Origin of the sequence: Rhodococcus sp. NPDC047139 (assembly GCF_040643435.1) — a bacterium.
In the GTDB taxonomy this organism is placed as follows: domain Bacteria; phylum Actinomycetota; class Actinomycetes; order Mycobacteriales; family Mycobacteriaceae; genus Rhodococcus.
In genome coordinates this window covers 37,386-58,583 of the sequence record NZ_JBEYUH010000003.1, presented here as the reverse complement: position 1 = coordinate 58,583, position 21,198 = coordinate 37,386, and the positions used below count along the sequence as shown (strand labels likewise).

The 21,198-nt window shown below is 65.2% G+C and carries 20 protein-coding genes; 11 read left to right on the top strand and 9 right to left on the bottom strand.

Annotated features, from left to right (window positions below):
* Positions 1–10: 10 nt before the first annotated feature.
* A complete protein-coding gene (locus tag ABZ789_RS04250) occupies positions 11–712 on the bottom strand; it encodes a YdcF family protein (protein WP_358419416.1) in 702 nt (233 codons plus the stop codon).
* Between the two features lie 40 nt (positions 713–752).
* Here ABZ789_RS04250 and ABZ789_RS04245 point away from each other — a divergent pair, with 40 nt between their 5' ends.
* From ABZ789_RS04245 to ABZ789_RS04235, 3 genes are all read left to right on the top strand, one after another.
* A complete protein-coding gene (locus ABZ789_RS04245) occupies positions 753–1,763 on the top strand; it encodes a PHP domain-containing protein (protein ID WP_358419413.1) in 1,011 nt (336 codons plus the stop codon).
* 10 nt (positions 1,764–1,773) lie between these two features.
* Positions 1,774–3,210: an NAD(P)/FAD-dependent oxidoreductase gene (locus ABZ789_RS04240; protein WP_358419410.1), complete on the top strand. Its 1,437-nt coding sequence runs from the start codon at positions 1,774–1,776 to the stop codon at positions 3,208–3,210.
* Between the two features lie 99 nt (positions 3,211–3,309).
* Positions 3,310–3,585, top strand: a complete 276-nt coding sequence (locus ABZ789_RS04235; RefSeq protein WP_358419407.1) for an antibiotic biosynthesis monooxygenase family protein — start codon at positions 3,310–3,312, stop codon at positions 3,583–3,585.
* 4 nt (positions 3,586–3,589) lie between these two features.
* Here ABZ789_RS04235 and ABZ789_RS04230 read toward each other — a convergent pair whose 3' ends face one another.
* The 3 genes from ABZ789_RS04230 to ABZ789_RS04220 are packed head-to-tail and all read right to left on the bottom strand — an operon-like array spanning position 3,590 to position 6,876.
* Positions 3,590–4,618, bottom strand: coding sequence for a pirin family protein (locus ABZ789_RS04230; RefSeq protein ID WP_358419405.1), 1,029 nt, complete (start codon positions 4,616–4,618; stop codon positions 3,590–3,592).
* 11 nt (positions 4,619–4,629) lie between these two features.
* Positions 4,630–5,529 carry a fused MFS/spermidine synthase gene (locus ABZ789_RS04225; protein ID WP_358419402.1) on the bottom strand — a complete coding sequence of 300 codons (900 nt, stop codon included), beginning with the start codon at positions 5,527–5,529 and terminating at the stop codon, positions 4,630–4,632.
* 24 nt (positions 5,530–5,553) lie between these two features.
* Complete coding sequence (locus tag ABZ789_RS04220; protein WP_358419399.1) at positions 5,554–6,876, bottom strand: MFS transporter; 1,323 nt, start codon at positions 6,874–6,876, stop codon at positions 5,554–5,556.
* Positions 6,877–7,041: 165 nt separating this feature from the next.
* Between ABZ789_RS04220 and ABZ789_RS04215 the strand changes: the two genes are divergently transcribed.
* Positions 7,042–8,211 carry an LLM class flavin-dependent oxidoreductase gene (locus ABZ789_RS04215; RefSeq protein WP_358419396.1) on the top strand — a complete coding sequence of 390 codons (1,170 nt, stop codon included), beginning with the start codon at positions 7,042–7,044 and terminating at the stop codon, positions 8,209–8,211.
* 90 nt (positions 8,212–8,301) lie between these two features.
* Positions 8,302–9,639 (top strand): glycogen debranching protein, encoded by a 1,338-nt coding sequence (locus ABZ789_RS04210; RefSeq protein WP_358419394.1) that lies wholly within the window; start codon positions 8,302–8,304, stop codon positions 9,637–9,639.
* Between the two features lie 66 nt (positions 9,640–9,705).
* On the opposite strand, the gene ABZ789_RS04205 is transcribed toward ABZ789_RS04210, so the two are convergent.
* The 4 genes from ABZ789_RS04205 to ABZ789_RS04190 form a co-directional block, all read right to left on the bottom strand.
* Positions 9,706–11,787: a PhoX family phosphatase gene (locus ABZ789_RS04205; protein WP_358419391.1), complete on the bottom strand. Its 2,082-nt coding sequence runs from the start codon at positions 11,785–11,787 to the stop codon at positions 9,706–9,708.
* Positions 11,788–11,917: 130 nt separating this feature from the next.
* The gene (locus tag ABZ789_RS04200) at positions 11,918–13,147 is read right to left on the bottom strand and encodes an alpha/beta fold hydrolase (RefSeq protein WP_358419388.1); all 1,230 of its coding nucleotides are present in this window, start codon (positions 13,145–13,147) and stop codon (positions 11,918–11,920) included.
* 114 nt (positions 13,148–13,261) lie between these two features.
* Positions 13,262–14,056 (bottom strand): LLM class F420-dependent oxidoreductase, encoded by a 795-nt coding sequence (locus tag ABZ789_RS04195; protein WP_358419385.1) that lies wholly within the window; start codon positions 14,054–14,056, stop codon positions 13,262–13,264.
* A gap of 58 nt (positions 14,057–14,114) precedes the next feature.
* The gene (locus ABZ789_RS04190; protein WP_358419382.1) at positions 14,115–14,750 is read right to left on the bottom strand and encodes a TetR/AcrR family transcriptional regulator; all 636 of its coding nucleotides are present in this window, start codon (positions 14,748–14,750) and stop codon (positions 14,115–14,117) included.
* Positions 14,751–15,082: 332 nt separating this feature from the next.
* Here ABZ789_RS04190 and ABZ789_RS04185 point away from each other — a divergent pair, with 332 nt between their 5' ends.
* The 5 genes from ABZ789_RS04185 (at position 15,083) to ABZ789_RS04165 (ending at position 19,178) form a co-directional block, all read left to right on the top strand.
* The gene (locus ABZ789_RS04185) at positions 15,083–16,471 is read left to right on the top strand and encodes an aromatic ring-hydroxylating dioxygenase subunit alpha (protein ID WP_358419379.1); all 1,389 of its coding nucleotides are present in this window, start codon (positions 15,083–15,085) and stop codon (positions 16,469–16,471) included.
* Positions 16,472–16,514: 43 nt separating this feature from the next.
* Positions 16,515–16,985, top strand: a complete 471-nt coding sequence (locus ABZ789_RS04180) for a hypothetical protein (protein ID WP_358419376.1) — start codon at positions 16,515–16,517, stop codon at positions 16,983–16,985.
* A gap of 92 nt (positions 16,986–17,077) precedes the next feature.
* A complete protein-coding gene (locus ABZ789_RS04175; protein ID WP_358419373.1) occupies positions 17,078–17,617 on the top strand; it encodes a hypothetical protein in 540 nt (179 codons plus the stop codon).
* Between the two features lie 53 nt (positions 17,618–17,670).
* A complete protein-coding gene (locus ABZ789_RS04170; protein WP_358419370.1) occupies positions 17,671–18,477 on the top strand; it encodes a TauD/TfdA family dioxygenase in 807 nt (268 codons plus the stop codon).
* Positions 18,474–19,178, top strand: coding sequence for an SDR family oxidoreductase (locus ABZ789_RS04165; RefSeq protein WP_358419368.1), 705 nt, complete (start codon positions 18,474–18,476; stop codon positions 19,176–19,178). The genes ABZ789_RS04170 and ABZ789_RS04165 overlap by 4 nt, the downstream gene beginning before the upstream one ends.
* Positions 19,179–19,229: 51 nt before the next feature.
* Here the strand turns inward: ABZ789_RS04165 and ABZ789_RS04160 are convergent, their stop codons facing one another.
* Complete coding sequence (locus ABZ789_RS04160) at positions 19,230–19,922, bottom strand: TetR family transcriptional regulator (RefSeq protein ID WP_358419365.1); 693 nt, start codon at positions 19,920–19,922, stop codon at positions 19,230–19,232.
* Between the two features lie 102 nt (positions 19,923–20,024).
* Between ABZ789_RS04160 and ABZ789_RS04155 the strand changes: the two genes are divergently transcribed.
* A complete protein-coding gene (locus ABZ789_RS04155) occupies positions 20,025–21,194 on the top strand; it encodes an acyl-CoA dehydrogenase family protein (protein ID WP_358419362.1) in 1,170 nt (389 codons plus the stop codon).
* Positions 21,195–21,198: the final 4 nt, after the last annotated feature.

Genomic DNA, 21,198 nt, shown 5'->3' with positions numbered 1-21,198 from the left:
GGATACGAGCCTAGGAAGCCGAGCGCGCGGGGGCCACCGCACCGTGTTCGAGACCGGAGAGGATCTCGGCCAGCCTGTGATCCGGTGGGGTCGACACCGCCGGATCGCGGGGGAAGCGGAGTTCGAGCCACGCCTTCGGACGCGACAACACGAACTCGCGCGCCAGATTTCTGATTCGCGTACGCAGCCGCACGTCGTTCGCGGCGCGCACTCCTGCGACGTCGATTCCCGCCCGCCTGCACAAGGCCACCGCGCGCGGAAGGTGGAACGCCTGTGTCGCGATCAGTGCCTGCCGCACACCGTAGGTGCTCACGGCCCGCCGGGCGGTGTCGTAGGTGTCGAGACCGTAGGGGTCTGCGACGATCCGCTCGCGATTCACTCCCTGCTCGACGAGATACGCGATCATCGCCTCGATCTCGTCGCCCGAGTTTCCTGCCGCGTCACCGGAGACGAGCACGGCCCGCACGCGTCCGCGCTCCATCAGCGCGACGGCCACATCGAGTCGGCTGCGAAGTACCCGCATGGGACGACCGTCGTGTACCCGCGCACCCGGCACGATCACCACCGGTGCGGACGGCGCGTCGTCGATCTCGTACATGAGGTCGTCCGCCTCCGCCGCCACTCGCGACGAGACCAGGGCGAGCGCGGACATCGCACCGAAGACGAGTGCGGATACCGCACGGAGGGGAGACGACCGGACCGATTTGCGCATGCCCCCCAGGTTACGGAGGCTCGGCGGCCACAATGGAGGGGTGGACCCGGTCGATGCACTGAGTGAAGTCGCCTTCTGGCTCGAGCGTGAGCACGCGGACACCTATCGCGTGCAGGCCTACCGGCGCGCAGCGGAGGTACTCGCCGAGGTGAGCGACACCAAGCGCGAGGTGTTGCGCAAGACCGACGCATGGACCGATCTGCCGGGTATCGGCAAGAAGACCGCGACGGTCATCCGCGAATCGTTCGACGGCGTCCCTGCCTATCTCGCCCAATTGCGCGAGGAGGCCGACCCCATCGGCCGCGGCGCGCGCGATCTGCTCGAGGCGCTGCGCGGCGACCTGCACACCCACTCGAACTGGTCGGACGGCGGCAGCCCGATCGATGAGATGCAGCGTGTCGCCTCGGCGATGATCGGTCACGAGTACTTCGCTCTCACCGACCACTCCCCTCGGCTGAAGGTCGCGAACGGACTGACGGCGGAGCGACTGCGTTCCCAGCTCGACACCGTCGCGCAGGTCAACGAGAAGGCCGACGGAGCAAGGATTCTCACCGGCATCGAGGTCGACATCCTCGACGACGGTTCGCTCGATCAGGACGAGGGGCTGCTCGCCGAACTCGACGTCGTGGTGGCGAGCGTGCACTCGAACCTGCGCGCCGACCGATCGGTGATGACGAAGCGGATGCTGCGGGCCGCGGCGAATCCGCACGTCGACGTCCTCGGGCACTGCACCGGCCGGCTCGTCGCAGGTGGTCGTGGAAGCCGGCCCGAATCGAAGTTCGACGCCGAGAAGGTGTTCGCCGCGTGTCGCGACCACGGCACGGCCGTCGAGATCAACTGCCGACCGGAGCGACGCGACCCGCCGTCACGTCTGATCGATCTGGCACTCGGGAGAGGGTGTCTGTTCTCCATCGACACCGACGCGCACGCTCCCGGCCAGCTCGACTGGCTCGGGTACGGTTGCGAGCGCGCCGCCGAGTGTGGCGTCGAGCCCGAGCAGGTGATCAACACCTGGGAGGTCGACGACCTGCTGGCGTGGACGGGCAGCTAGGGGGAGACACGTGGAACACGTCGATGTACTGGTCGTCGGAGCCGGACTGTCCGGTATCGGTGCCGGCTACCGGCTGCAGACGCAATGCCCGGACCTCGACTATGTCATCCTCGAGAGTCGCGAATCGATCGGTGGCACGTGGGATCTGTTCCGATATCCCGGAATCCGCTCCGACAGCGACATGTACACCCTCGGCTATCCGTTCCGTCCCTGGCTCGGTGAGAAGTCCATCGCCGACGGCGCCGACATCCTGCAGTACATCCGCGACACCGCCTCCGAATTCGGTATCGATCGACGGATCCGATTCGGTCACAGGGTGATCGACGTGTCCTGGTCGTCGGAACAGGCGTCGTGGACGGTGCGGGTATCGACCCCGAACGGTCTCGCGGAGTTCGGCTGCTCGTTCCTCTACGTGTGCGGTGGTTACTACAGTTACGAATCCGGTTATCTTCCGGACATTCCCGGCCTGCGGGACTTCGCCGGCATGGTCGTGCATCCGCAGTTCTGGCCCGACGACTTCGACTGCGAGGGAAAGAAGGTCGTGGTGATCGGCAGCGGAGCGACCGCCGTGACGCTCGTGCCCGCGCTCGCGGAAAAGGCCGAGCACGTGACCATGCTGCAGCGTTCCCCCAGTTACGTGATGTCGCTGCCGGAACGCGATCCGATTGCCGCGCGGATCCGCGCCGCGTTACCGCACGCGCTCGCTCACCGCGTGGTGCGAGCGAAGAACGTGATGATGAACCTCGGCTTCTACCAGTTCTGCCAACGGGCGCCTTTCCTCGCGAAGCGGGTCCTGCGGAGACTCACCGCGCGAGGACTGCGAGACACGGTGCCTGTCGACCCTCATTTCGCCCCGCGCTACGACCCGTGGGACCAACGCCTGTGTGTGGTGCCCGATTCGGATCTGTTCCGGACCCTGCGGGCCGGGACGGCCGAGATCGTCACCGACCGGATCGACACCGTCACGGAGAAGGGGGTGCGTCTCGAGTCCGGCCGCGAACTCGAGGCCGACATCCTCGTGCCCGCGACCGGCCTGCGTCTGGTTCCGGCCGGAGGCGTCGAGTTCGTGGTCGACGGCGAGAAGGTCGACCTGTCGAAAAAGTTCATCTATCGGGGCATGATGCTCGACGGTGTCCCCAATGCCGCGATGTGTGTCGGCTACACCAATGCGTCCTGGACGCTGCGCGCCGACCTCGCGTCCCTGTACGTGTGCCGGCTGCTACGGCACATGCGACGCCGGGGCTACCGCTCGGCGGTGCCGTCCTATTCGGGGGACGGACGCACACGACCCTTGCTGGGGCTCGATTCCGGTTACATCCACAGGGCTGAAGGTGCTCTGCCCAAGCAGGGTTCGCGTAGCCCCTGGCTGATGCGACAGAACTACCTGCTCGACCTCCCGACGATGCGGTTCGGGCGTATCGACGAGTCGATGGTGTTCGTCCCCTAGCCGGTGGACGACAGCATACGGATCGGCGGGAGCGATGAATTCCGCCTCGTTCACAGGTCGTATCAGGGACGAGCCACTACACCACGACAGGGGAACCGAGTGATCATCGTTGCAGGGCATCTCACGGTCGACGCCGGACGGCGCGAGTCCTACCTGACGGCATGCGAAGCCGTCGTCGGGGCGGCCCGCAAGGCGCCGGGCTGCCTCGACTTCGCCGTCACCGCGGATCTGATCGAAGCCGACCGCGTCTACGTCTACGAACGGTGGGAGTCGCAGTCGCAGCTCGACGACTTCCGCGGCAGCGGCCCCGACGACGACCAGGCCCGCGAGATCCGATCGATGGCGGTATCCGAGTATCGCCTCCCGGACGCGTAGCGACTCAGCGCTCCTCGAGTTTCTCGTCGGGATATCGCGCGAATCGCCCCGCGTCCCGATCGTGCACGGGACCATCGCTGTCCCAGGGCCATCCACCGAAACCGGTGCGGCGATAGTCCTCGAACGCCTTGCGGACGCCCGCCTCGTCGTTGAGCACGAACGGGCCGTACGAGACGACGGGCTCGCCGATCGGGCGGCCTTGCAGCATCAGGATCTGCGTGCCCTCCTCACCACCGGTGAGCTGCACCGTCACCGAAGCGTCGACGACCACACCGTGCCCGGACTCGATCATCCGATCGCCGATCCGAACCGGAGAACCGCTGTACACGTACAGGACTCGCTGCGTCCGCTCGTCATGCGCGGACGGCAGTTCCCAGCGTGCACCGGAAGACAGATCGATGTTCCAGATCGCCACGTCGGTGTCGGCTCGCGATGCCCACGAATTCGGCGGAGGTTCGGGCGGAGTGGAGCCGTCGAGCTCACCTGCGAGGATCCGGACGGATATCGCGCGGCCGTCCTCGTCCGTGACCTCCACCGTGGGGGTGTCCTCGTTCCACAGCATGGAGAAATGAGGGTCGACCGTCTTCGATTCGGCCGGCAGATTCAGCCAGATCTGGAACAGCTCGAGCGGGTTGCCCGAATCCTTGTTCAGCAGGGGGAACATCTCACTGTGCACGATCCCGTTACCGGCGGTGAGCCACTGCGTGTCGCCCTCGCCGAAACGCGCCGCCGCACCCACCGAATCAGCGTGGTCGACGAAACCCGACCGCACGAAGGTCACCGTTTCGAAGCCGCGATGAGGGTGGCCGGGAAAACCCGGGACCGCGGTGCCGTGGTACATGCTCCAACCGGCCGGGTTGCCGAAGTCCTGGCCGAGTGGCCGGCCGTCGAGTGGGGCGTCGGGACCGAGATCGTCGTTGCCCGCCGGGTAGGCGTCGACGTGGTGCGCGACGAACAGGAACGGATCGATGGTCTGCCAGGGCGAACCCAGCCGGAACACCTGGCGTACCGGGGTGGAGGCTGTCGAGGTCATGACCGTTGCAACTACGTGCCCGTGCTCTTTGTTCCGGGTGGTGTCGTGGCCTCGCTGTCGTCCAGCACCCGCGACCCCGCAGCGAACTTCCGCACCTGCTCACCACGCAGAATCTGCGCTGGTACGGCCCCGCCGAGCAGGTCGCGGACCAGTGCCGGGGAGTCGCCGAGCGGCAGGTCGCTTCCGGCGATGACGACGTTGCCGTAGCGGCGGCCCTTGAGCATCGCGGGGTCGGCGATGACCGCGGTGTGCTCGAAGACCTCCCCGATCGTCGCTGCCTCACGCTTGGCGACGGTCAGGTCGCGGAAGTCGCCGCAGTTGACCACGTAGACACCGCCGGGAGCGAGCACACGCCGTGCGTGCCGCGTGAACTGGACGGTCGTGAGCGCGACGGGAGTGCGGCTGTAGGCGAAGACATCCCGCACGATCACATCGCGGGTGCCGTCGGAGAGCGACGTGAGGACCTGCCGGGCCTCCCCGACCCGGATACGGAGCAGCGGAGCCCGCGGAAGGTCGAACCAGTGGCGCACGAGTTCGGCGAGTCGGCCGTCGATCTCCACGACCACCTGCCGGGCGTCGGGATAGACCGAGGCGAAGTAACGGGCCATCGTGCACGCACCCCCACCGAGGTGCAGCACCCGCAGCCGCGAGTCGACGTCGAACCTGCTCTCGACGAGCATCGCGATCCACCGCATGTACTCGAACTCGAGCAGTCCGGGATCGCTCAGGTCGATGTGCGAACTGGGCACCCCGTTGATCTCGAGCACCCAACCGTCGGCGAGATAGCGGTCCTTGACGAGCTCGCACGTACCCGTGTCGATGTCGTACAGCCCTTCGGCCGGGCCGCCCGGTGGACTCGGCTTCTCCTTGCGCGGCGACGATGCGGCGCGGCCACCTCGTTGCCTGCTCATGCGGACGAGCCTAGTACCGCCCGGTCAGAGGTGAAGATCCTCCTTGCGGATCATGGCGGTCGCCACGACACTGATCACGGCGGTGAGGACGAGGTAACCGCACGCGAGCCACGGGCCTCCGGCCGCGGCGATGAGCGCGGTGAGGATCATCGGTGTGACGCCCGACGCGTAGATCCCCGAGAACTGGTAGACGACCGACAGGCCCGTGTACCGGATCTCCGCCGGGTACAGGCTCGCGTACAGGGTGCCCTGCGCGCCGTAGAAGACGGCGTGGACGACACCGAACACGAAGATCATCGCCGCAGCGAACCAGAACAGGTCGTTCGTGCCGAACAGGGCGAAGGCCGGGAACACCGCGACCCCGTAGGCGGCGATGCCGACGATGTAGACCTGCTTCGAACCGAAGCGATCCACCAGCAGACCCGACACCGGGAGCAGTGCGGCCATGACCAGCGCCGCGAAGGTGACGACCAGGAGCACCGGCACCTTCTCGAAGTTCAGATCCTTGGTGGCGTAGGTGATCGCGAACACGCCCCAGGTGTTGAATGCTGCGCCCTCACCCCACCGCGACAACAGCCCGAGAACCGTACTGCGACGTACCCCCGGCCGGAAGACATCCACGAGCGGAGCCGACGACTTCTTCGCGAGTTCCTGCACCTCGCGGAAGGCAGGCGTCTCGTCGACCTTCAAGCGCACGACGAAGCCGACGGCGACGAGAACGAGACTCAGCAGGAAGGCGATCCGCCAGCCGTACGCCAGGAATTGTTCCTCGTCGAAGGCCACCTGCAGTACCGCGAAGACCGCGGTGCCCAAGGCGAGACCCAGCGCGAGCCCGACCTGGGGAATGCTGCCGAACAAGCCGCGCTTCTTCGCCGGGCTGTGCTCGACCGCGAGTAGGACGGCTCCGGCCCATTCACCACCGAGGGCGAAGCCCTGCAGGATGCGCAGCAGGAGCAGCAGGATCGGCGCGATGACACCGACCTGCGCATGGGTGGGCAGGACCCCTATCAGTGCCGTTGCGATGCCCATTATGAACATCGTCAGCGCGAGGGTCTTCTTGCGACCGATCCGGTCTCCGATGTGACCGAAGACGACTCCGCCGATGGGCCGGACCACGAAGCCGACGGCGAAGGTGGCGAACGCGAGCATCGTCCCGACGAACGAACTCTGGTCCGGGAAGAACAGCTGGTTGAAGACCAGGCTCGCGGCGGTGGCGTAGAGGAAGAAGTCGTACCACTCCACGGTGGTGCCGAGAAGACTCGCCGCGACCACGGTGCGCAATCGCTTGCGCCGCTCGAGGTCGGATTCGGTGTCCGGTGCGGAAGGGGACTGGGAAAGCGTGGTCATGGCTCGATCCGGGTCGGCGTGGGCGGTGGCAGCCGCCGACGCTAACCCCTTCCGTCACGCTCACACGCGGGTTCGGATCACGCTGATCGCAATCGTTGCCCGCTTCCACCGGCCGGTGATCTCCTGAAGCCCACACTCTGCTCGTCGCCGACTCGAGGACTTGTCTTGTCTGTACATATGCACTGGTTCCTGCCCACCTATGGCGACTCGCGCAACCTGATGGCCGGAGGACACGGCAGTTCGATGTCGGGTGATCGCCCGGCGACGCTGCGCTATCTGAACCAGATCGCCGCAGCCGCGGAGGCGAGCGGCTTCGAATCGGTCCTCACTCCCACCGGTGCGTGGTGCGAGGACGCCTGGCTCACGACGGCCATGTTGATCGACACCACCGAGTCGCTGAAGTTCCTCGTGGCGTTACGCCCCGGTCTGATCAGCCCCACCCTGGCCGCCCAGATGGCCGCGACCTTCCAATGGCAGTCCCAGGGGCGCCTGCTCCTCAACGTCGTCACCGGCGGCGAGGACCACGAACAACGCACCTTCGGGGATTTCCTCGACAAGAACCAGCGGTACGCGCGCTGTGGTGAGTACCTCGACGTGCTCCTGCGCCTGTGGGCGGGCAACGGCCCGGTGGACTTCGAGGGCGAGTACATCCGGGTCGAGAACGCCCAGCTCCAGCGCATCCCCGATCCGGTCCCACCGCTCTTCTTCGGTGGGTCCTCCCCCGCAGCCGGTACCGTCGCGTCGCGGTACTGCGACACCTATCTCACCTGGGGTGAACCACCCTCGGCGGTTGCCGACAAGATCGCGTGGATCCGCGGCCTCGCCGATATCCAGGGACGCACCCTCGACTACGGCATCCGCTTGCACGTCATCAGCCGCGACACCTCGGCGGAGGCGTGGGCCGAGGCCGACCGGCTGCTCTCCGGGCTCAACCCTGCGACGGTCGAGAAGGCCCAGCAGAGCCTGGCCCGCTCAGGTTCTGAAGGTCAGCGACGGATGGTCGAACTGCACGGCGGCGGTAGTGCCTATGCGGCCGGTAAGGACGCCCGCAGCCTGGAAGTCTCCCCCAACCTGTGGGCGGGTGTAGGGCTCGTGCGTGGCGGCGCGGGCACCGCGCTCGTCGGGTCACACGAGGAAGTCGCCGACCGCATCGCCGAGTACGCCGAGATCGGACTCGACCACTTCGTGCTCTCGGGCTACCCGCATCTCGAGGAGGCCTACCGCTTCGGTGAGGGGGTGCGACCGATCCTCGAGCGTCGCGGACTCCTCGCGCCGACCGCCCCGCGAGCGGGCGAGCTGTCGGGCTCGACGGCCTTCCTGCCCTCCGCTCACTGAACGCGCCGAGCGTCGGCACCGAATGTGTCGGTGCTGTTACAGCTGCGAGCCTCGTCGTGCGAATCCGGCCGTAGGACCGAGAATGGGGCAATGCCGGATCGAGGATTCACGCCGACCCAGCTCGCCGCACGCGCGGCGTACCTGCTGCGCGGCAACGACCTGGGCACCATGACGAGTGCCGCTCCCAAGCTCTATCCACACATGTGGAGCTGGGACGCGGCATTCGTCTCCATAGGACTTGCACCGCTGAGTGTCGAACGTGCGGTGGTCGAACTCGACACACTGCTGTCGGCGCAGTGGAAGAACGGCATGATTCCGCACATCGTGTTCGCCAACGGCGTCGACGGTTACTTTCCCGGTCCGGCGCGCTGGGGAGTATCCGAACTGGCGGCGCACGCACCGTCACAGGTTCAGACCTCGGGTATCACGCAGCCACCGGTACACGCGATCGCCGTGCAGCGCATTCTCGAACACTCACGACGACACGGTCGTTCGACGCGCGCTGTCGCCGAAGAGTTCCTGGATCGCCGGTGGCAGAATCTGGTGCGTTGGCACCGCTGGCTCGCCCACGCGCGCGATCTCGACGACAACGGCAGGATCGCGCTGTACCACGGGTGGGAGTCGGGCATGGACAACTCGCCGCGCTGGGATGCCGCGTATGCCAACGTCGTCGCGGGTCCGGTGCCGCCATTCCACCGAAAGGATCTCGAGCACGTCGCCGACCCCACCCAGCGGCCCACCGATCGTGAGTATTCACGCTATCTGTGGCTGCTCGAGGAGATGAAGTCGGCGCGCTACGAGGACGGAGTGCTCGCGAAGGCAATGAGCTTCGCCGTCGAAGACGTCTTCGTCAGCGCGGTGTTCTCGTTGTCGTGTGAGGTCCTCGCGACCATCGGCGAAGAGCATTCGCGTCCCAACGCGGATGTGCGTGAACTGTATTCGTGGGCAGAACGGTTCCGGCGCGGGGTGATCGCCACGACCGACCCGCGTACCGGTGCGGCGAAGGACTTCGATCTTCGAAGCGGAAAGTGGGTTGCCACAGACACTCTCGCGATGTTCGCGCCGTTGCTGTGCGGCGGCCTGGAGCGGCAGGCCGAACGGGCTCTGCTACGAAACTTCGAGGGACCGAAGTTCTGCGGACATCCGGATCTACGCTATGCGGTACCGCCGTCCACCTCTCCCGTCTCGGGTGACTTCCGGTCCCGTGAATACTGGCGCGGCCCGGTATGGCCGGTGATGACCTGGTTGTTCTCGTGGGCGTTCGCCCGACGCGGGTGGGCCGAGCGAGCGAACGTGCTTCGCGCGGAGGGCCTACGGCAGGCGAGCGACGGCACTTTCGCCGAGTACTACGAACCTTTCACCGGCGACCCGCTCGGCAGCATGCAGCAGTCGTGGACTGCCGCGGCCGTCCTGGACTGGCTCGGCTAGACCCGTTCTGCGACTCGCGCGTGGTTCCGGAATCTGCCGGGGCTACCGAAACCACGCGCCGAGGCGTCAGATCCCGATTCGTCCGCCGTCCGACTTCCATACCGCGATCACGGCGGGACGCGGCTGCGAATCTCCTCCGTCGGGCCAATGCGAGGCCGGCGACGCCCACGACGCGCCGTCCGTCTCACCGGGATGCTGCACGCACACCACGACGCGGTCGTCCTGGACGATGGGGCCGCAGGTCTCCGCACCGACCGGCACGGTGAGGAACTGCTTCGTCTCACCGCGGCGCGGTCCGTCGAGGACGACGCAGAACAGACCGTCATTGGAGCCGAGTGCATTGCCGTCGGTGGAGATCCACAGATTGCCGTGCGAGTCGAAAGCCAGGTTGTCGGGACACGAGATCGGGCTGACCTGAGATTTGTCGAAGCCACCGAAGTAGGTATCGGCCTCGTTCGGATCGCCGCACACGAGTAGCAATGTCCAGGTGAAGAACGTACCCGCGTGGTCGTCGTCGATCTCGAGCACCTGGCCGTTCTTGTTGTTCGCGCGTGGATTGGCCTCATCCGCCGGGGCGGCTTCGTCGACCCCACGCTTGGTGTTGTTGGTGAGCGCGACGTAGACCTTGCCGGTGACCGGATCGGGTTCGAAGTCTTCGGGACGATCCATCTTCGTCGCGCCGACCTTGTCACCCGCAAGCCGCGTGAACACCGCTACCTCGTCGGCACTCATGCCGTCGACCCGCGACTCACCGCTACCGTCCTCGTGCGTGACCAGCAACGGAATCCACTCACCCCTACCGCTGAACTCGCCCCCCTCGGGAAGGGCCCCGGATCCGTCGATCGCCTCCGGGTGATCTCCGCTGAGCTTCGCGACGTAGAGCGTTCCTGCGTCGAGAAGCGTCATGTTGTGACGTACGGCCGCTCGGGAATTGCCCGCCTGCATCTTCCGCGACGACACGAATTTGTACATATAGTCGAAGCGTTCGTCGTCGCCGCTGTAGGCGACCACGGTGCCGTCGCCGGTGACGTGAATGGTGGCAGCTTCGTGCTTGAACCGTCCGAGTGCCGTGTGCTTGACCGGTACCGACTCCACATCCCACGGGTCGATCTCGACGATCCAGCCGAATCGATTGACCTCGTTGGGTTCTGCCGCTATGTCGAAGCGAGCGTCGAAGCGCTCCCACTTCCGTTCCGTCTCCGTACCCTCGAGTCCGTACCGGGCGAGACGCTCGGCGGCGACCGGGTCGGTCACGCTCTCGGCGTTGGCGAAGTACTGGTCGAAGTTCTCTTCGCCCGACAACACGGTGCCCCACGGGGTCAGCCCACCGGCGCAGTTGTTGAATGTGCCCACGACTCGAGTGCCGGTGGGGTCGGCCACGGTCTTCAGCAGGTCGCTACCCGCAGCCGGTCCCGTGACCAGAAACTCGCTGGTACCCGTGATCCGACGGTTGTACGGTCCGAATTGCGGTGTGAGACGCCCGGTTCCCGATTCGCTCGTCACCTCGACGACCGACAGGCCGTGACTCGCGATACCGATTCGAACCTGCTCCTCGGTGGGGTCGTCCGGGTCGTAAACGCCGAACATGAAAGGCTCGGTCGTGTATTCGTGGCTGACGACCAACAGATACCTGCCCGGCGCACCCTCCACCGGGAGCAGGCCGGCGAAGTCGTTGTTGAACCCGAACTGCTTTTCCTGAGCCGCGGCGGTCTGGTTCTCGATATCGAAGGCCGGCGCATCGGGAAGCACCGGATCGCCCCAGCGGATGACGACCTCGTGCTCGTAACCGTCCGGGACGATCACCGCATCGTCGGTGTTCGGTCCCACCGCAGTGAAATTCGTGCCGTCGGGCATCGGCCCGAGATCACCCGCACCCCCTGCGGAAAGACGGGCTGCAGTTGCGCCGGAATCGCTTGCGCAGGAAGCGAGCAGGCTGCCGGCACCCGCGGCCAACACCGCCCGGGCGCCGCCCCGCAGCACTCCGCGACGCGAGAAGACATTACGTACGATGTCGCCGAAGTACTCACCACCGGAGGTGTTGGGAACCGAGTGTGAACAGGCATCCCCGCACTTGTACTTGCAGGTGATATTCGAGCGCGACGATATGCCGTCATGTGTGAGGAACAGGGGCAGGACTTCACGGGCCACGTTCAACTCCTCGGGAATCGGTTCGACACGAGAACCGTAGGGAGGCCAGGCGAGCCGAACGGAACGGGCAGATGAACGCCAGGTGAGGCTTCGGGAACGTCGAGGCGCCGCTTTCGGAACGGCAGTCCGGTCAGCCCGGCGTGATGCGGTCCAGGTCCATGATGGGTTGCACGCCACCACGCTCGTCGTCGAGGAGATCGTCGTTCGGTGACTGCTCTTCGTCTTCGGCCTCACCTGGTCTCGAATCGACGAACGGCACCACCCGTCGGACGATCGCATCGTTGTAGGATTCGGGCGCCTGAACGGGATTGGCGTGTCCGGTTCGGGGAAGTTTCGACACCAGGAGGGTGCCCTCCACCCCGCCGGACTGGTCGATGAGGATCCGATGGCTGTATTCGACGTCGACGACATTGTCGGCCAACGGGTTCCGTGGGCGGAGGAACACCACTGCAGGCCGGATCTTGTCCTCCCGTCGGTCATTGAGTGCCCTCAGGTTGTCGATGGCACCGGATGCGACGATGGCCCGGAACTGTGACTCGATCAGTCCGTTGCTCGCGGCGTCGGTCGACAAGACCTTGTCGTGGAGCACTTCTACCGCGACATTTCGCAACTCTTCGGAATCGATGCGGCGGTACCCTCGATCGGAGGGAACGACGAACCGGTCTTTCCGAGCAGCGATTTCGACGAGCATCCGCATGCTGCGACTCTCCCTCGCACCCGGCAACCAGCCGATCCAGCGCAGTAGATCCTCGCCGGCATCACGGGCGTCGCCTCGCACGGCATGCAGATCCAGCGGAGTACAGTCCAGGATCACGCCGGTCACCTCCAGCGTGGTGTCCTGATACAGATGCTGCGCAACCTCGAGCGCGATGATTCCACCCATGCTGTGGCCTGTGAGCACGATGTTCTCGATCCCGGACCACGCCGCCCGCTCCTGGATCAGTCGGCTGACGACGGCCGTGTCGAGACCGCTGTTGTCGTACTCGACCGCCCACACCTGTCCCAGTTCACGCAGCGCCGGCAACGCGGTGGCGGTGTCGGTCGCGTCGAGATTACCGAGTCCGACGAGGTCGACGACTGCTGTGTCGCGGTCTTCCCGCGATGCGGCGTCGTAGACGGGATGGAGCTGCGGTTGGGTGAGAGCGAGCCGTTCACGGACCGGCGCGACATCCCAGGCCCAGTACTGGGTGAACAGTGCGACGAGCGGAAGCGCTGCGATGGCCGTGCGTGCCAGGGCACGGCGAAGTCGCCCGAACCGGACCCAGTGATGGCCCGTGCGGGTGTTGCGGAGACGTTGCCGTCGACGACTGTCGTCCCAGTCGTCGACGCTGCAGGGCGGAAGCGATGGTGCGTTCGACATGCACCATCGATGCTAGCGACGACGATCAGCAGTGACGACCGTGCCCACGGAGTCGTGACGACCGTGACACCCCGGCAACGACGACTGTGCTCGGATGATCAGCGGCAACCCCGGTCAGCTGAGCCCTGTCAACGGCGGCGCGGAGTTCTCGTCACGCCACGCGAGCGCTTCCCGCAGTTCCGTGAGGTCGTAGTCGGGCCCACCGGTGCCCACGGTGAACAGTGTGATGCCCAGATCGACGTATGCGGCCGCAGCGTCGGCGCCGGGCCATGCGGTGGACCGCTCGATGTCCTCGGGACGACGATCGACGTCGGCGCAGCGCTGGGCCAGGATCTCGGACTTCTCGGTATGTGTCTCCATCTCACCGAAGCTGTGCCAGATGTCGGCGTACTTCGCGACGAGCGGAAGCGTCTTCTTCGGGCCGCCACCACCGATGAGGATCGGAATGTGCCTGGTGGGCGGCGGGTTCAGCTTCCCGAGTCGACCGACTATGCGAGGCATGTATTCGGCGAGCAGGTCCAGCCGGGATCCTTTGGTGCCGAAGTCGTAGCCGTATTCGTCGTAGTCCTTCTCGAACCATCCCGAGCCGATGCCGAGGATGAGACGGCCGCCGCTGATGTGGTCGACGGTGCGGGCCATGTCGGCAAGCAGGTCGGGATTGCGGTAACCGCCCCCGGTGACGAGCGCGCCGATCTCGACTCGTTCGGTCTGCTCGGCCCACGCACCGAGCATCGTCCAGCATTCGAAGTGAGCGCCGTCGGGATCGCCGTAGAGCGGGTAGAAGTGATCCCAGTTGAACACGATGTCGACGCCGGCGTCCTCGGCACGGAGAACCGTGTCGCGGATGACGCCGTAGTCGGGTTGCTGCTGGGGCTGGAGCTGTAATCCGATGCGAACGGGACGTGTCATGGATTCCACGTTATGCGGACTGTGCCGGGGACGCAGGTGGATCGGCCCTCCGGCCGCTTCACGGCCGTCGGGCACCGGCGAACAAGGCACCTCGGATCAGCAGGCCGATCGCGCGGTGTGTCGCGACATATTGTTCGGGAGTCGCGGTGGCGGCATGGTCGTACAGGCCGCGAAGCATCGAGAAGATCGCCTCGGTGGTCCCGTCCGGCTGTGCATCGGCGTGCAGGATTCCGTCCGCATCGGCTTTCTCGACGATTCCCGCGATCACCTGCCGCAGCGATACGAAGATCAGATCGCTGTCCTCGTTCAGTCGGAGATGGGCCGCGCCCTCGCTGCGCAGCGCGCGGTCGAAAGCCACTGCGTACGGATTCTCCCGTACCAGCGCTGCGCCTTCGTCGAGCACTGCCATCAGCTTGTCCAGGACCCCGTCGACTTCGTCCGCTGCGGCGGCGAACCGTGGGATCGACACCTCGGCGATCTCTGTGAACGCCGCTCGGACGAGCTCTGCCTTGTTGGGAAAGTAGTGGTAGAGGGTGCCGCTCGTGATGTCGGCGGTGCGCGCGATCTCGCGGATCGTCGCACCGGAATAGCCCACCTCGGCGACGCAGCGCATGGTGGCGGACAGGATTCGGCGGCGAGTCTCGTCGCTCCTGGCTCCGACGGGCCTTCCCAGCTGCGCTGAAGTGGACGGCACGATACCTCCGGTAACTGGTAGTTGCCGTCGAGCATGGCACGCATCGACCGCAGCCGCCGGATGCCGGGCTTCTCCCGAGATTCAGAAGTTCGTTCTTCTCGTCAGGATCGGGCCATCGAATTACGACATAGGCCATTGACAGGGGTTGGTGTGACCTGCATCATATGGAACCAATCACGTGATTGATTCTGTTCCGAGATCGACCGCGGCGCGTGACCGGCGGATCCCGATCGGTTCTTTGCGACGGAAATCCGGCCGTCCCGTACCGCAATGCCGGCTGCTTCACATCTGAGTCACAACCGCGTTGTCCACGTGAACGGAGTACGAGCATCATGACGTCCACACAACCCCGCACCGAGCGGGATCCTTCCGGCTTGCCCGGGAGCTGGGTCGAGACCGCAGAAGGAATCGCGGACATCGAACAGGGCCGATACAACATGAAGATCCCCACCGACCGCTACGTGTCACCGGAGATCCACGAACGCGAACGCGAGGCCATCTGGGAGAAGGTGTGGCAGGTCGTCGGCCGGGAATCGGACCTACCCGTGGCCGGTGACTGGAAGGTCTTCACGCTGTTCGACCAGTCGTACATCGTCGTCCGCGGAAAAGACGACCGCATACGGGGTTTCGTCAACGCGTGCAGGCACCGGGGGAATCCGTTGTGTACCGGACGCGGTAATTCCCGACGCTTCCTCTGTCAGTACCACCTGTGGTCCTACGACCTGGACGGAACCCTTCGCGGAATCCTGCACGAAAAGGCCCTCGACCCCATCGACAAGTCCGAGAACTCTCTACTCGAGGTCTCGGTCGACGTCTGCGCCGGCTTCGTCTTCCTCAACCCGGATCCCGACGCCGAGCCCCTCGCCGACTATCTCGGGCCCGAGGTTCTGGAGATGCTCGCGCCGTACCGGCTCGACGAGATGATCACCGTGATGGACGTGCGGGAAGCCCTCGACTGCAACTGGAAGGTGGTCGTCGACGCCTTCTCGGAGGGCTACCACATCTCCGGAATTCACCCGGAGTTGTTGCGTGCTATAACTATCGAGTCGGAAGCCAGTCGCTACCGGCTTCTGGATCGGCATTCGGTGGCCTGCTCCCCGTTCGAGGTCGCCAACGTCGACAAGTACGGCCCGCAGGAACAGGTCGACGGTATTCACGAACTTCCCGAGACCTTCCCCTCGCTCATGCGTGTCCTCCCCAGATTCGACGAACTCGTCGACGCATACCGAGTCGAGGGGAAGCCGCTCACGTTCCCCGAGGGTGTCACCGCGCGGACGATCCTGCAGAAGGCTGCGCGCGAGGTCCTGACCGAATCGGGCCTGGACGTCAGCGGACTCACGGACGCTCAGATGAGCGACAACCACGGCTGGGTCCTGTTTCCGAACTTCTTCATGACCGTTCGTGCCGGCGAAGCCACCGTCATCCTCGCGCAACCCGACCCCGGAGGTGATCCCAACCGCTGTGTCTGGCAGATCATCAGCCTGATGTGGCTGCCGGACGAGATGAAGGACGCTCTCCGTGCCGAACCCATCGAGGTGAAGGAGCCCGGCGAGTTCAAGTACTTCCTGGCACTGCAACAGGACTACGAACAGATGCCCAGGCAGCAACGCGGCCTGCGCAACAAGCGTCTCGAGCACATGATGCTGGTGTCCGAGGAAGTAGTCGTGGCCCACTTCCATTCGGTTCTCGACAGATACCTCGCCGCATCCTCCCGTTCGTGATCCGCCTGTTCACGACGCCTGACCAGCCCAAGGAGACATACGAATGGAACTGCGCGACATCGCCGATGTCATCGACGATCACACAGGCCGTGCACGCACGGTACTCGAGTACGGTCTGATCACGAAGTCGCTGGTCGATCGTGCCAAGGAGCCCGGCTTCACGACCGAGAGCTGGGCGCCGCTCGCCGAACTCGTCGCCACCGACGAATTCGTTCGGGTCGGCAACTTCAAAGAGGTCATGAACTGGACCGAGTACGTCGACTTCCTGACCAACTGGGCCGCCGCCTCCCAGTGGGAAGGTGTCTTCAAACGCGTCACCGAAACCCCCGACCTGGTCTTCCTCGAACTCGAGGAACGCAGCAGCGTGGGTGATTTCAGCAATGTCGTGAACTCGGTGTCGGTCTACGAATTCGACGAGTCGGACAAGATCCGTCGCATCGATGTCTACCTGCAGATGGCGTTGCCCGACAACGCGATGCTCGGTAGTTACGAGGACGTCCGTATTTCGGAATGACATCTCGACCGGCCCCTCCGAGGGGCCGGACCCCCATCACATACTCAGTGGGGCCGGACCCCATCACACACAACTATTCCAGGAGAACATCGGTGAACATCGACGAGCGCATCGCACACCACACTCGGATGGCGAAGGCGTACGGCAACGCCTATCTGCGTCAAGGCGTACAGGAGGGGGAGGAGTATGTCGACGAAAGTGGCCAGGATGCCTGGAAATTCGCCGACGACGCCATCTACACCTCCCCCTACTTCACGGGTGATGAGGTCATCCTGATGAAGGAGGCCCTCGCCGACACCGGGCGAGCCGCAACCATGGAGGCAAAGGCTTACTCCCTTACCTTCTCCGACTGGAAGCCGGCCGATTTCAAGTACTGGCCGGCCGCGAACGGACTTGTGATGAAGACGCGGTGGCAGGGCACCGCCACCGACGGAACCGTCATGGGCTTCTACTCGTACAGCTTCATCGAAACGAACGACCTCGGTGAGATCACCCGCTGGGAAACGCACGTCAACGACGAGTACGGACCGTTCCTCGACGTCGCGATCGGCAGGAGCGGACCGTTCCACGGCAATGCCGAGTACCTCGATGCCCTGACCGCATGTCTCGAGCGGGCCGGCGTCACCGTCTGACATCCCCGGGCCGAAACCCGACTTCTCGTGTTGCACGAAAGGACATCTCCGACATGGAGTCCGTAGCAATCACTCCCCTGTTCGGCACCGAGTTCAGAGGAATCGAGAGCCTCGACGACGAAATCGTCGTCGCTCGCATCGCCGAAGCACTGCGCTGGCGCGGAGTCGTTCTCATCCGCGGGGCGAACCTCGACAACGAGACGCAGATCGCGTTCAGCCGCCACTTCGGGGAACTCGTCAAACCATTGCCGAACGAAGAGATCATGACGGTCTCGCTCGATCCGGCGAAAACGGTTGCCGCAGAGTACCTCAAGGGCACCTTCAGCTGGCACATCGACGACACCACCAACGACATTCCCGCCAAGGCCACCACCCTCACCGCACGACAGGTGGCAGAAGAAGGGGGCGGAACGGAGTTCGCCAGTACCTACGCGGCCTACGAGAATCTCCCGGAACACGAGAAGAAGCGCTATGAAGGTCTTCGCGTGGTCCACTCCTTCGAAGCTGCGCAACGGACGGTCTACCCCGACCCCACCGACGAGCAGGTTGCGTTCTGGCGCACCCTGCCCAAGCACGAATCGTCGCTGGTGTGGAAGCGGCGCGACGGCCGCCGCTCCCTCGTCATCGGCGCCACCGCCGATCACATCGTCGGCATGGATCCCGACGAAAGCCGTGCGTTGCTCGACGACCTGCTGGCCTGGACCACACAGGAACAGTTCTCCTATCTCCACGAATGGGAAGTCGGTGACTTCGTCATGTGGGACAACACCGGCATGCTGCATCGGGCGCAGAAGTACGACGCCGACTCGCCCCGACTGATGCAACGCACCACGATCGTCGGCGACGAGGCATGGTCGTGAGGACTGCTCTCGTCACCGGAGGGGGATCCGGGATCGGACAGGCGGTCGCCGAGCGACTGCGCAAGGACGGCCACCAGGTCGCCGTGTTCGATATCCGGCCCTCCGGAGGCGAACTCGAGTTCGCCGTCGACGTCACCGATCGTGCGCAGATCGACGAAGCGCTCGCGCAGGTACGCGACCGGCTCGGCCCGGTGACCATCCTGGTCAACGGGGCCGGTGTGGAGGTGTACCGGCGGTTCCACAACCTGTCCTTCGAGGACTGGCAGCGCGCGATCGATGTCAACCTGCACAGTGTCTTCCACTGCGCCCAGGCGGTACTGCCCGACATGCTCGATGCGGGCTGGGGGCGGATCGTCAACATCTCGTCGTCCAGTACCCACTCGGGACAACCGTTCATGTCGGCCTACGTCGCCGCCAAGACGGGGGTCAACGGACTCACGAAATCGTTGGCACTCGAGTATGGACCGTCCGGTATCACCGTCAACGCGGTACCGCCGGGATTCGTCGATACACCGATGTTGCGCCGGGCAGAGGGCAAGGGGCTGCTCGGCGGCACCATCGACGAGCACATCCTCAGAACACCGGTTCGCAGGGCCGGTCGCCCCGAAGACATCGCGGCGGCCTGCTCGTTCCTCACCTCGGACGAGGCCGGTTACATCACCGGCCAGATCCTCGGTGTGAACGGCGGGCGCAATACCTGAACCGCTGCTGCCGGACGACCGACCTCGCCGAGTTGACGGCGGGGTCGGTCGTCATTCGCGGCCTTCGTCGCCCACCGCCGTTACGGCGTGATCGGATCCGGAGCCGGGCGAGTGGTTCGCGGAGAGTGCCTCGTACCGGCGCGCGAGCTCGCTCAGGAACGATTCCAGGATGAGATCGAAGCTGTCCGAGTCGATCTCGGCCGCATACTCGCGGAGCCGATGTGCCTGCGACAGGTGCGGATAGCGTTCGTTGTAGGTGTCGATGTGATCGTCGAATCCGCCCGCGAACGAGGTGATCGCGGAACCGATCACGATGTACTTGATCGAGGCCCCGATCATCGTTGCGTAGCGCGGCGGCCAGCCGGCGCGCGTGAGACCGCCATGGATCGCATCCGACGCCCGGAGGGAGACCCGTCTCGTGCCGGGGCTCGCAGCGAGGAACGGAACCATGTTCGGATGGGCCGCGAGCGCGTCGCGATAGGTGCGGGCCCAGCGTCGTAGCGCTTCCTGCCAGTCGTCGCCGGCGAACGCGCTGACGTCGACCGATTCGCCGATGGCGTCGGCGATGTCGTCGAGCAACTCTTCCTTGGTGGCGTAGTGACTGTAGAGAGACGGGGCGCGAACACCGAGTTCGGTTGCGATCCGGCGCATCGACACCGCGTCGAGACCGTGCTCGTCGACTAGTCGCAGCGTGACGTCGCGGATGAGTTCACGACTGAGCAGAGGCGTACGCGGGCGCGCCATCCGTCGTCCTCCTTCCGGACGGGCCTGGACGAACTAACAATGTAAGGTTAGTTTGGAATCGCGAGGAGCGCTACGGCGCCGGCATCCCTGGAAGGCCTCTCCATGAACTTGAAGCTCACCGAGGAGGAGCGCGCGTTCCGCGACGAATTGCGCACCTTCTTCACCACCGAAATTCCCGCCGATGTGCGTGCGAAGGTTGCATCCGGCACGCCGTTGAGCAAGGACGACATCGTCGCCACCCAGCGGATCCTCCATTCCCGCGGGCTCGCCGTCCCCAACTGGCCTGTCGAATGGGGCGGCCAGGACTGGACCCCGATGCAGCGCAATATCTGGCTCAGCGAGCTGCAACTCGCCTCGGTGCCCGACCCGCTGCCGTTCAACGCATCGATGATCGGCCCGGTCATCGCCCAGTTCGGTTCGCAGGAGATGAAGGAACGTTTCCTGCCGGCCACCGCGAACCTCGACATCTGGTGGTGCCAGGGCTTCTCCGAGCCCGAAGCCGGCTCCGACCTCGCCTCCCTGAAGACCCGCGCCGTTCGCGACGGTGACGACTACATCGTCAACGGGCAGAAGACGTGGACGACGCTCGCCCAGCACGCCGACTGGATCTTCTGCCTCGTACGCACCGATCCGAACGCGAAGAAGCAGGCCGGCATCTCGATGCTGCTCTTCCCGATGGACACCCCGGGCGTGACCCGTCGGCCGATCAAGCTGATCGACGGAAGCTACGAAGTCAACGAGGTCTTCTTCGAAGACGTGCGGGTTCCCGCCGAGAACCTCGTCGGCGAGGAGAACACGGGCTGGACGCAGGCGAAATTCCTGCTTGGTAACGAACGCACCGGTATCGCGCGGGTGAGCGCCACCAAGGTCAAGCTCGCACGAGCGAAGTCCCTCGCGGCCGAGACCCGGGTCGGTGACGGGTCGCTCCTCGACGACCCGATCTTCGCCGCACGCCTGGCGGAACTCGAGAATGAACTGCTCGCCCTCGAGCTCACCCAGCTACGCGTGGTCGCGAGCTCGGCCGACGGCAAGCCCAACCCGGCGTCGTCGCTGCTGAAGATGCGCGGCTCCGAGCTCCAGCAGGCCGCGACCGAACTGCTCGTCGACATCGCGGGCCCCGACTCGCTCCCCACGGCGGCGTCCGGAATCGACTCGCCCGACTGGGCGCAGCTCACGACGCCGACCTACCTCAACAACCGCAAGGTCACCATCTACGGCGGGTCGAACGAGGTACAGCGTTCGATCATCGCTTCTTCGATTCTCGGACTGTGAGGCC

Coding starts and splice junctions, on each gene's coding strand:
- ABZ789_RS04250 (WP_358419416.1), bottom strand. CDS start 712: ATGCGCAAATCGGTCCGGTCGTCTCCCCTCCGTGCGGTATCCGCACTC.
- ABZ789_RS04230 (WP_358419405.1), bottom strand. CDS start 4,618: ATGACCTCGACAGCCTCCACCCCGGTACGCCAGGTGTTCCGGCTGGGT.
- ABZ789_RS04225 (WP_358419402.1), bottom strand. CDS start 5,529: ATGAGCAGGCAACGAGGTGGCCGCGCCGCATCGTCGCCGCGCAAGGAG.
- ABZ789_RS04220 (WP_358419399.1), bottom strand. CDS start 6,876: ATGACCACGCTTTCCCAGTCCCCTTCCGCACCGGACACCGAATCCGAC.
- ABZ789_RS04210 (WP_358419394.1), top strand. CDS start 8,302: ATGCCGGATCGAGGATTCACGCCGACCCAGCTCGCCGCACGCGCGGCG.
- ABZ789_RS04200 (WP_358419388.1), bottom strand. CDS start 13,147: ATGTCGAACGCACCATCGCTTCCGCCCTGCAGCGTCGACGACTGGGAC.
- ABZ789_RS04195 (WP_358419385.1), bottom strand. CDS start 14,056: ATGACACGTCCCGTTCGCATCGGATTACAGCTCCAGCCCCAGCAGCAA.
- ABZ789_RS04185 (WP_358419379.1), top strand. CDS start 15,083: ATGACGTCCACACAACCCCGCACCGAGCGGGATCCTTCCGGCTTGCCC.
- ABZ789_RS04180 (WP_358419376.1), top strand. CDS start 16,515: ATGGAACTGCGCGACATCGCCGATGTCATCGACGATCACACAGGCCGT.
- ABZ789_RS04170 (WP_358419370.1), top strand. CDS start 17,671: ATGGAGTCCGTAGCAATCACTCCCCTGTTCGGCACCGAGTTCAGAGGA.
- ABZ789_RS04160 (WP_358419365.1), bottom strand. CDS start 19,922: ATGGCGCGCCCGCGTACGCCTCTGCTCAGTCGTGAACTCATCCGCGAC.
- ABZ789_RS04155 (WP_358419362.1), top strand. CDS start 20,025: ATGAACTTGAAGCTCACCGAGGAGGAGCGCGCGTTCCGCGACGAATTG.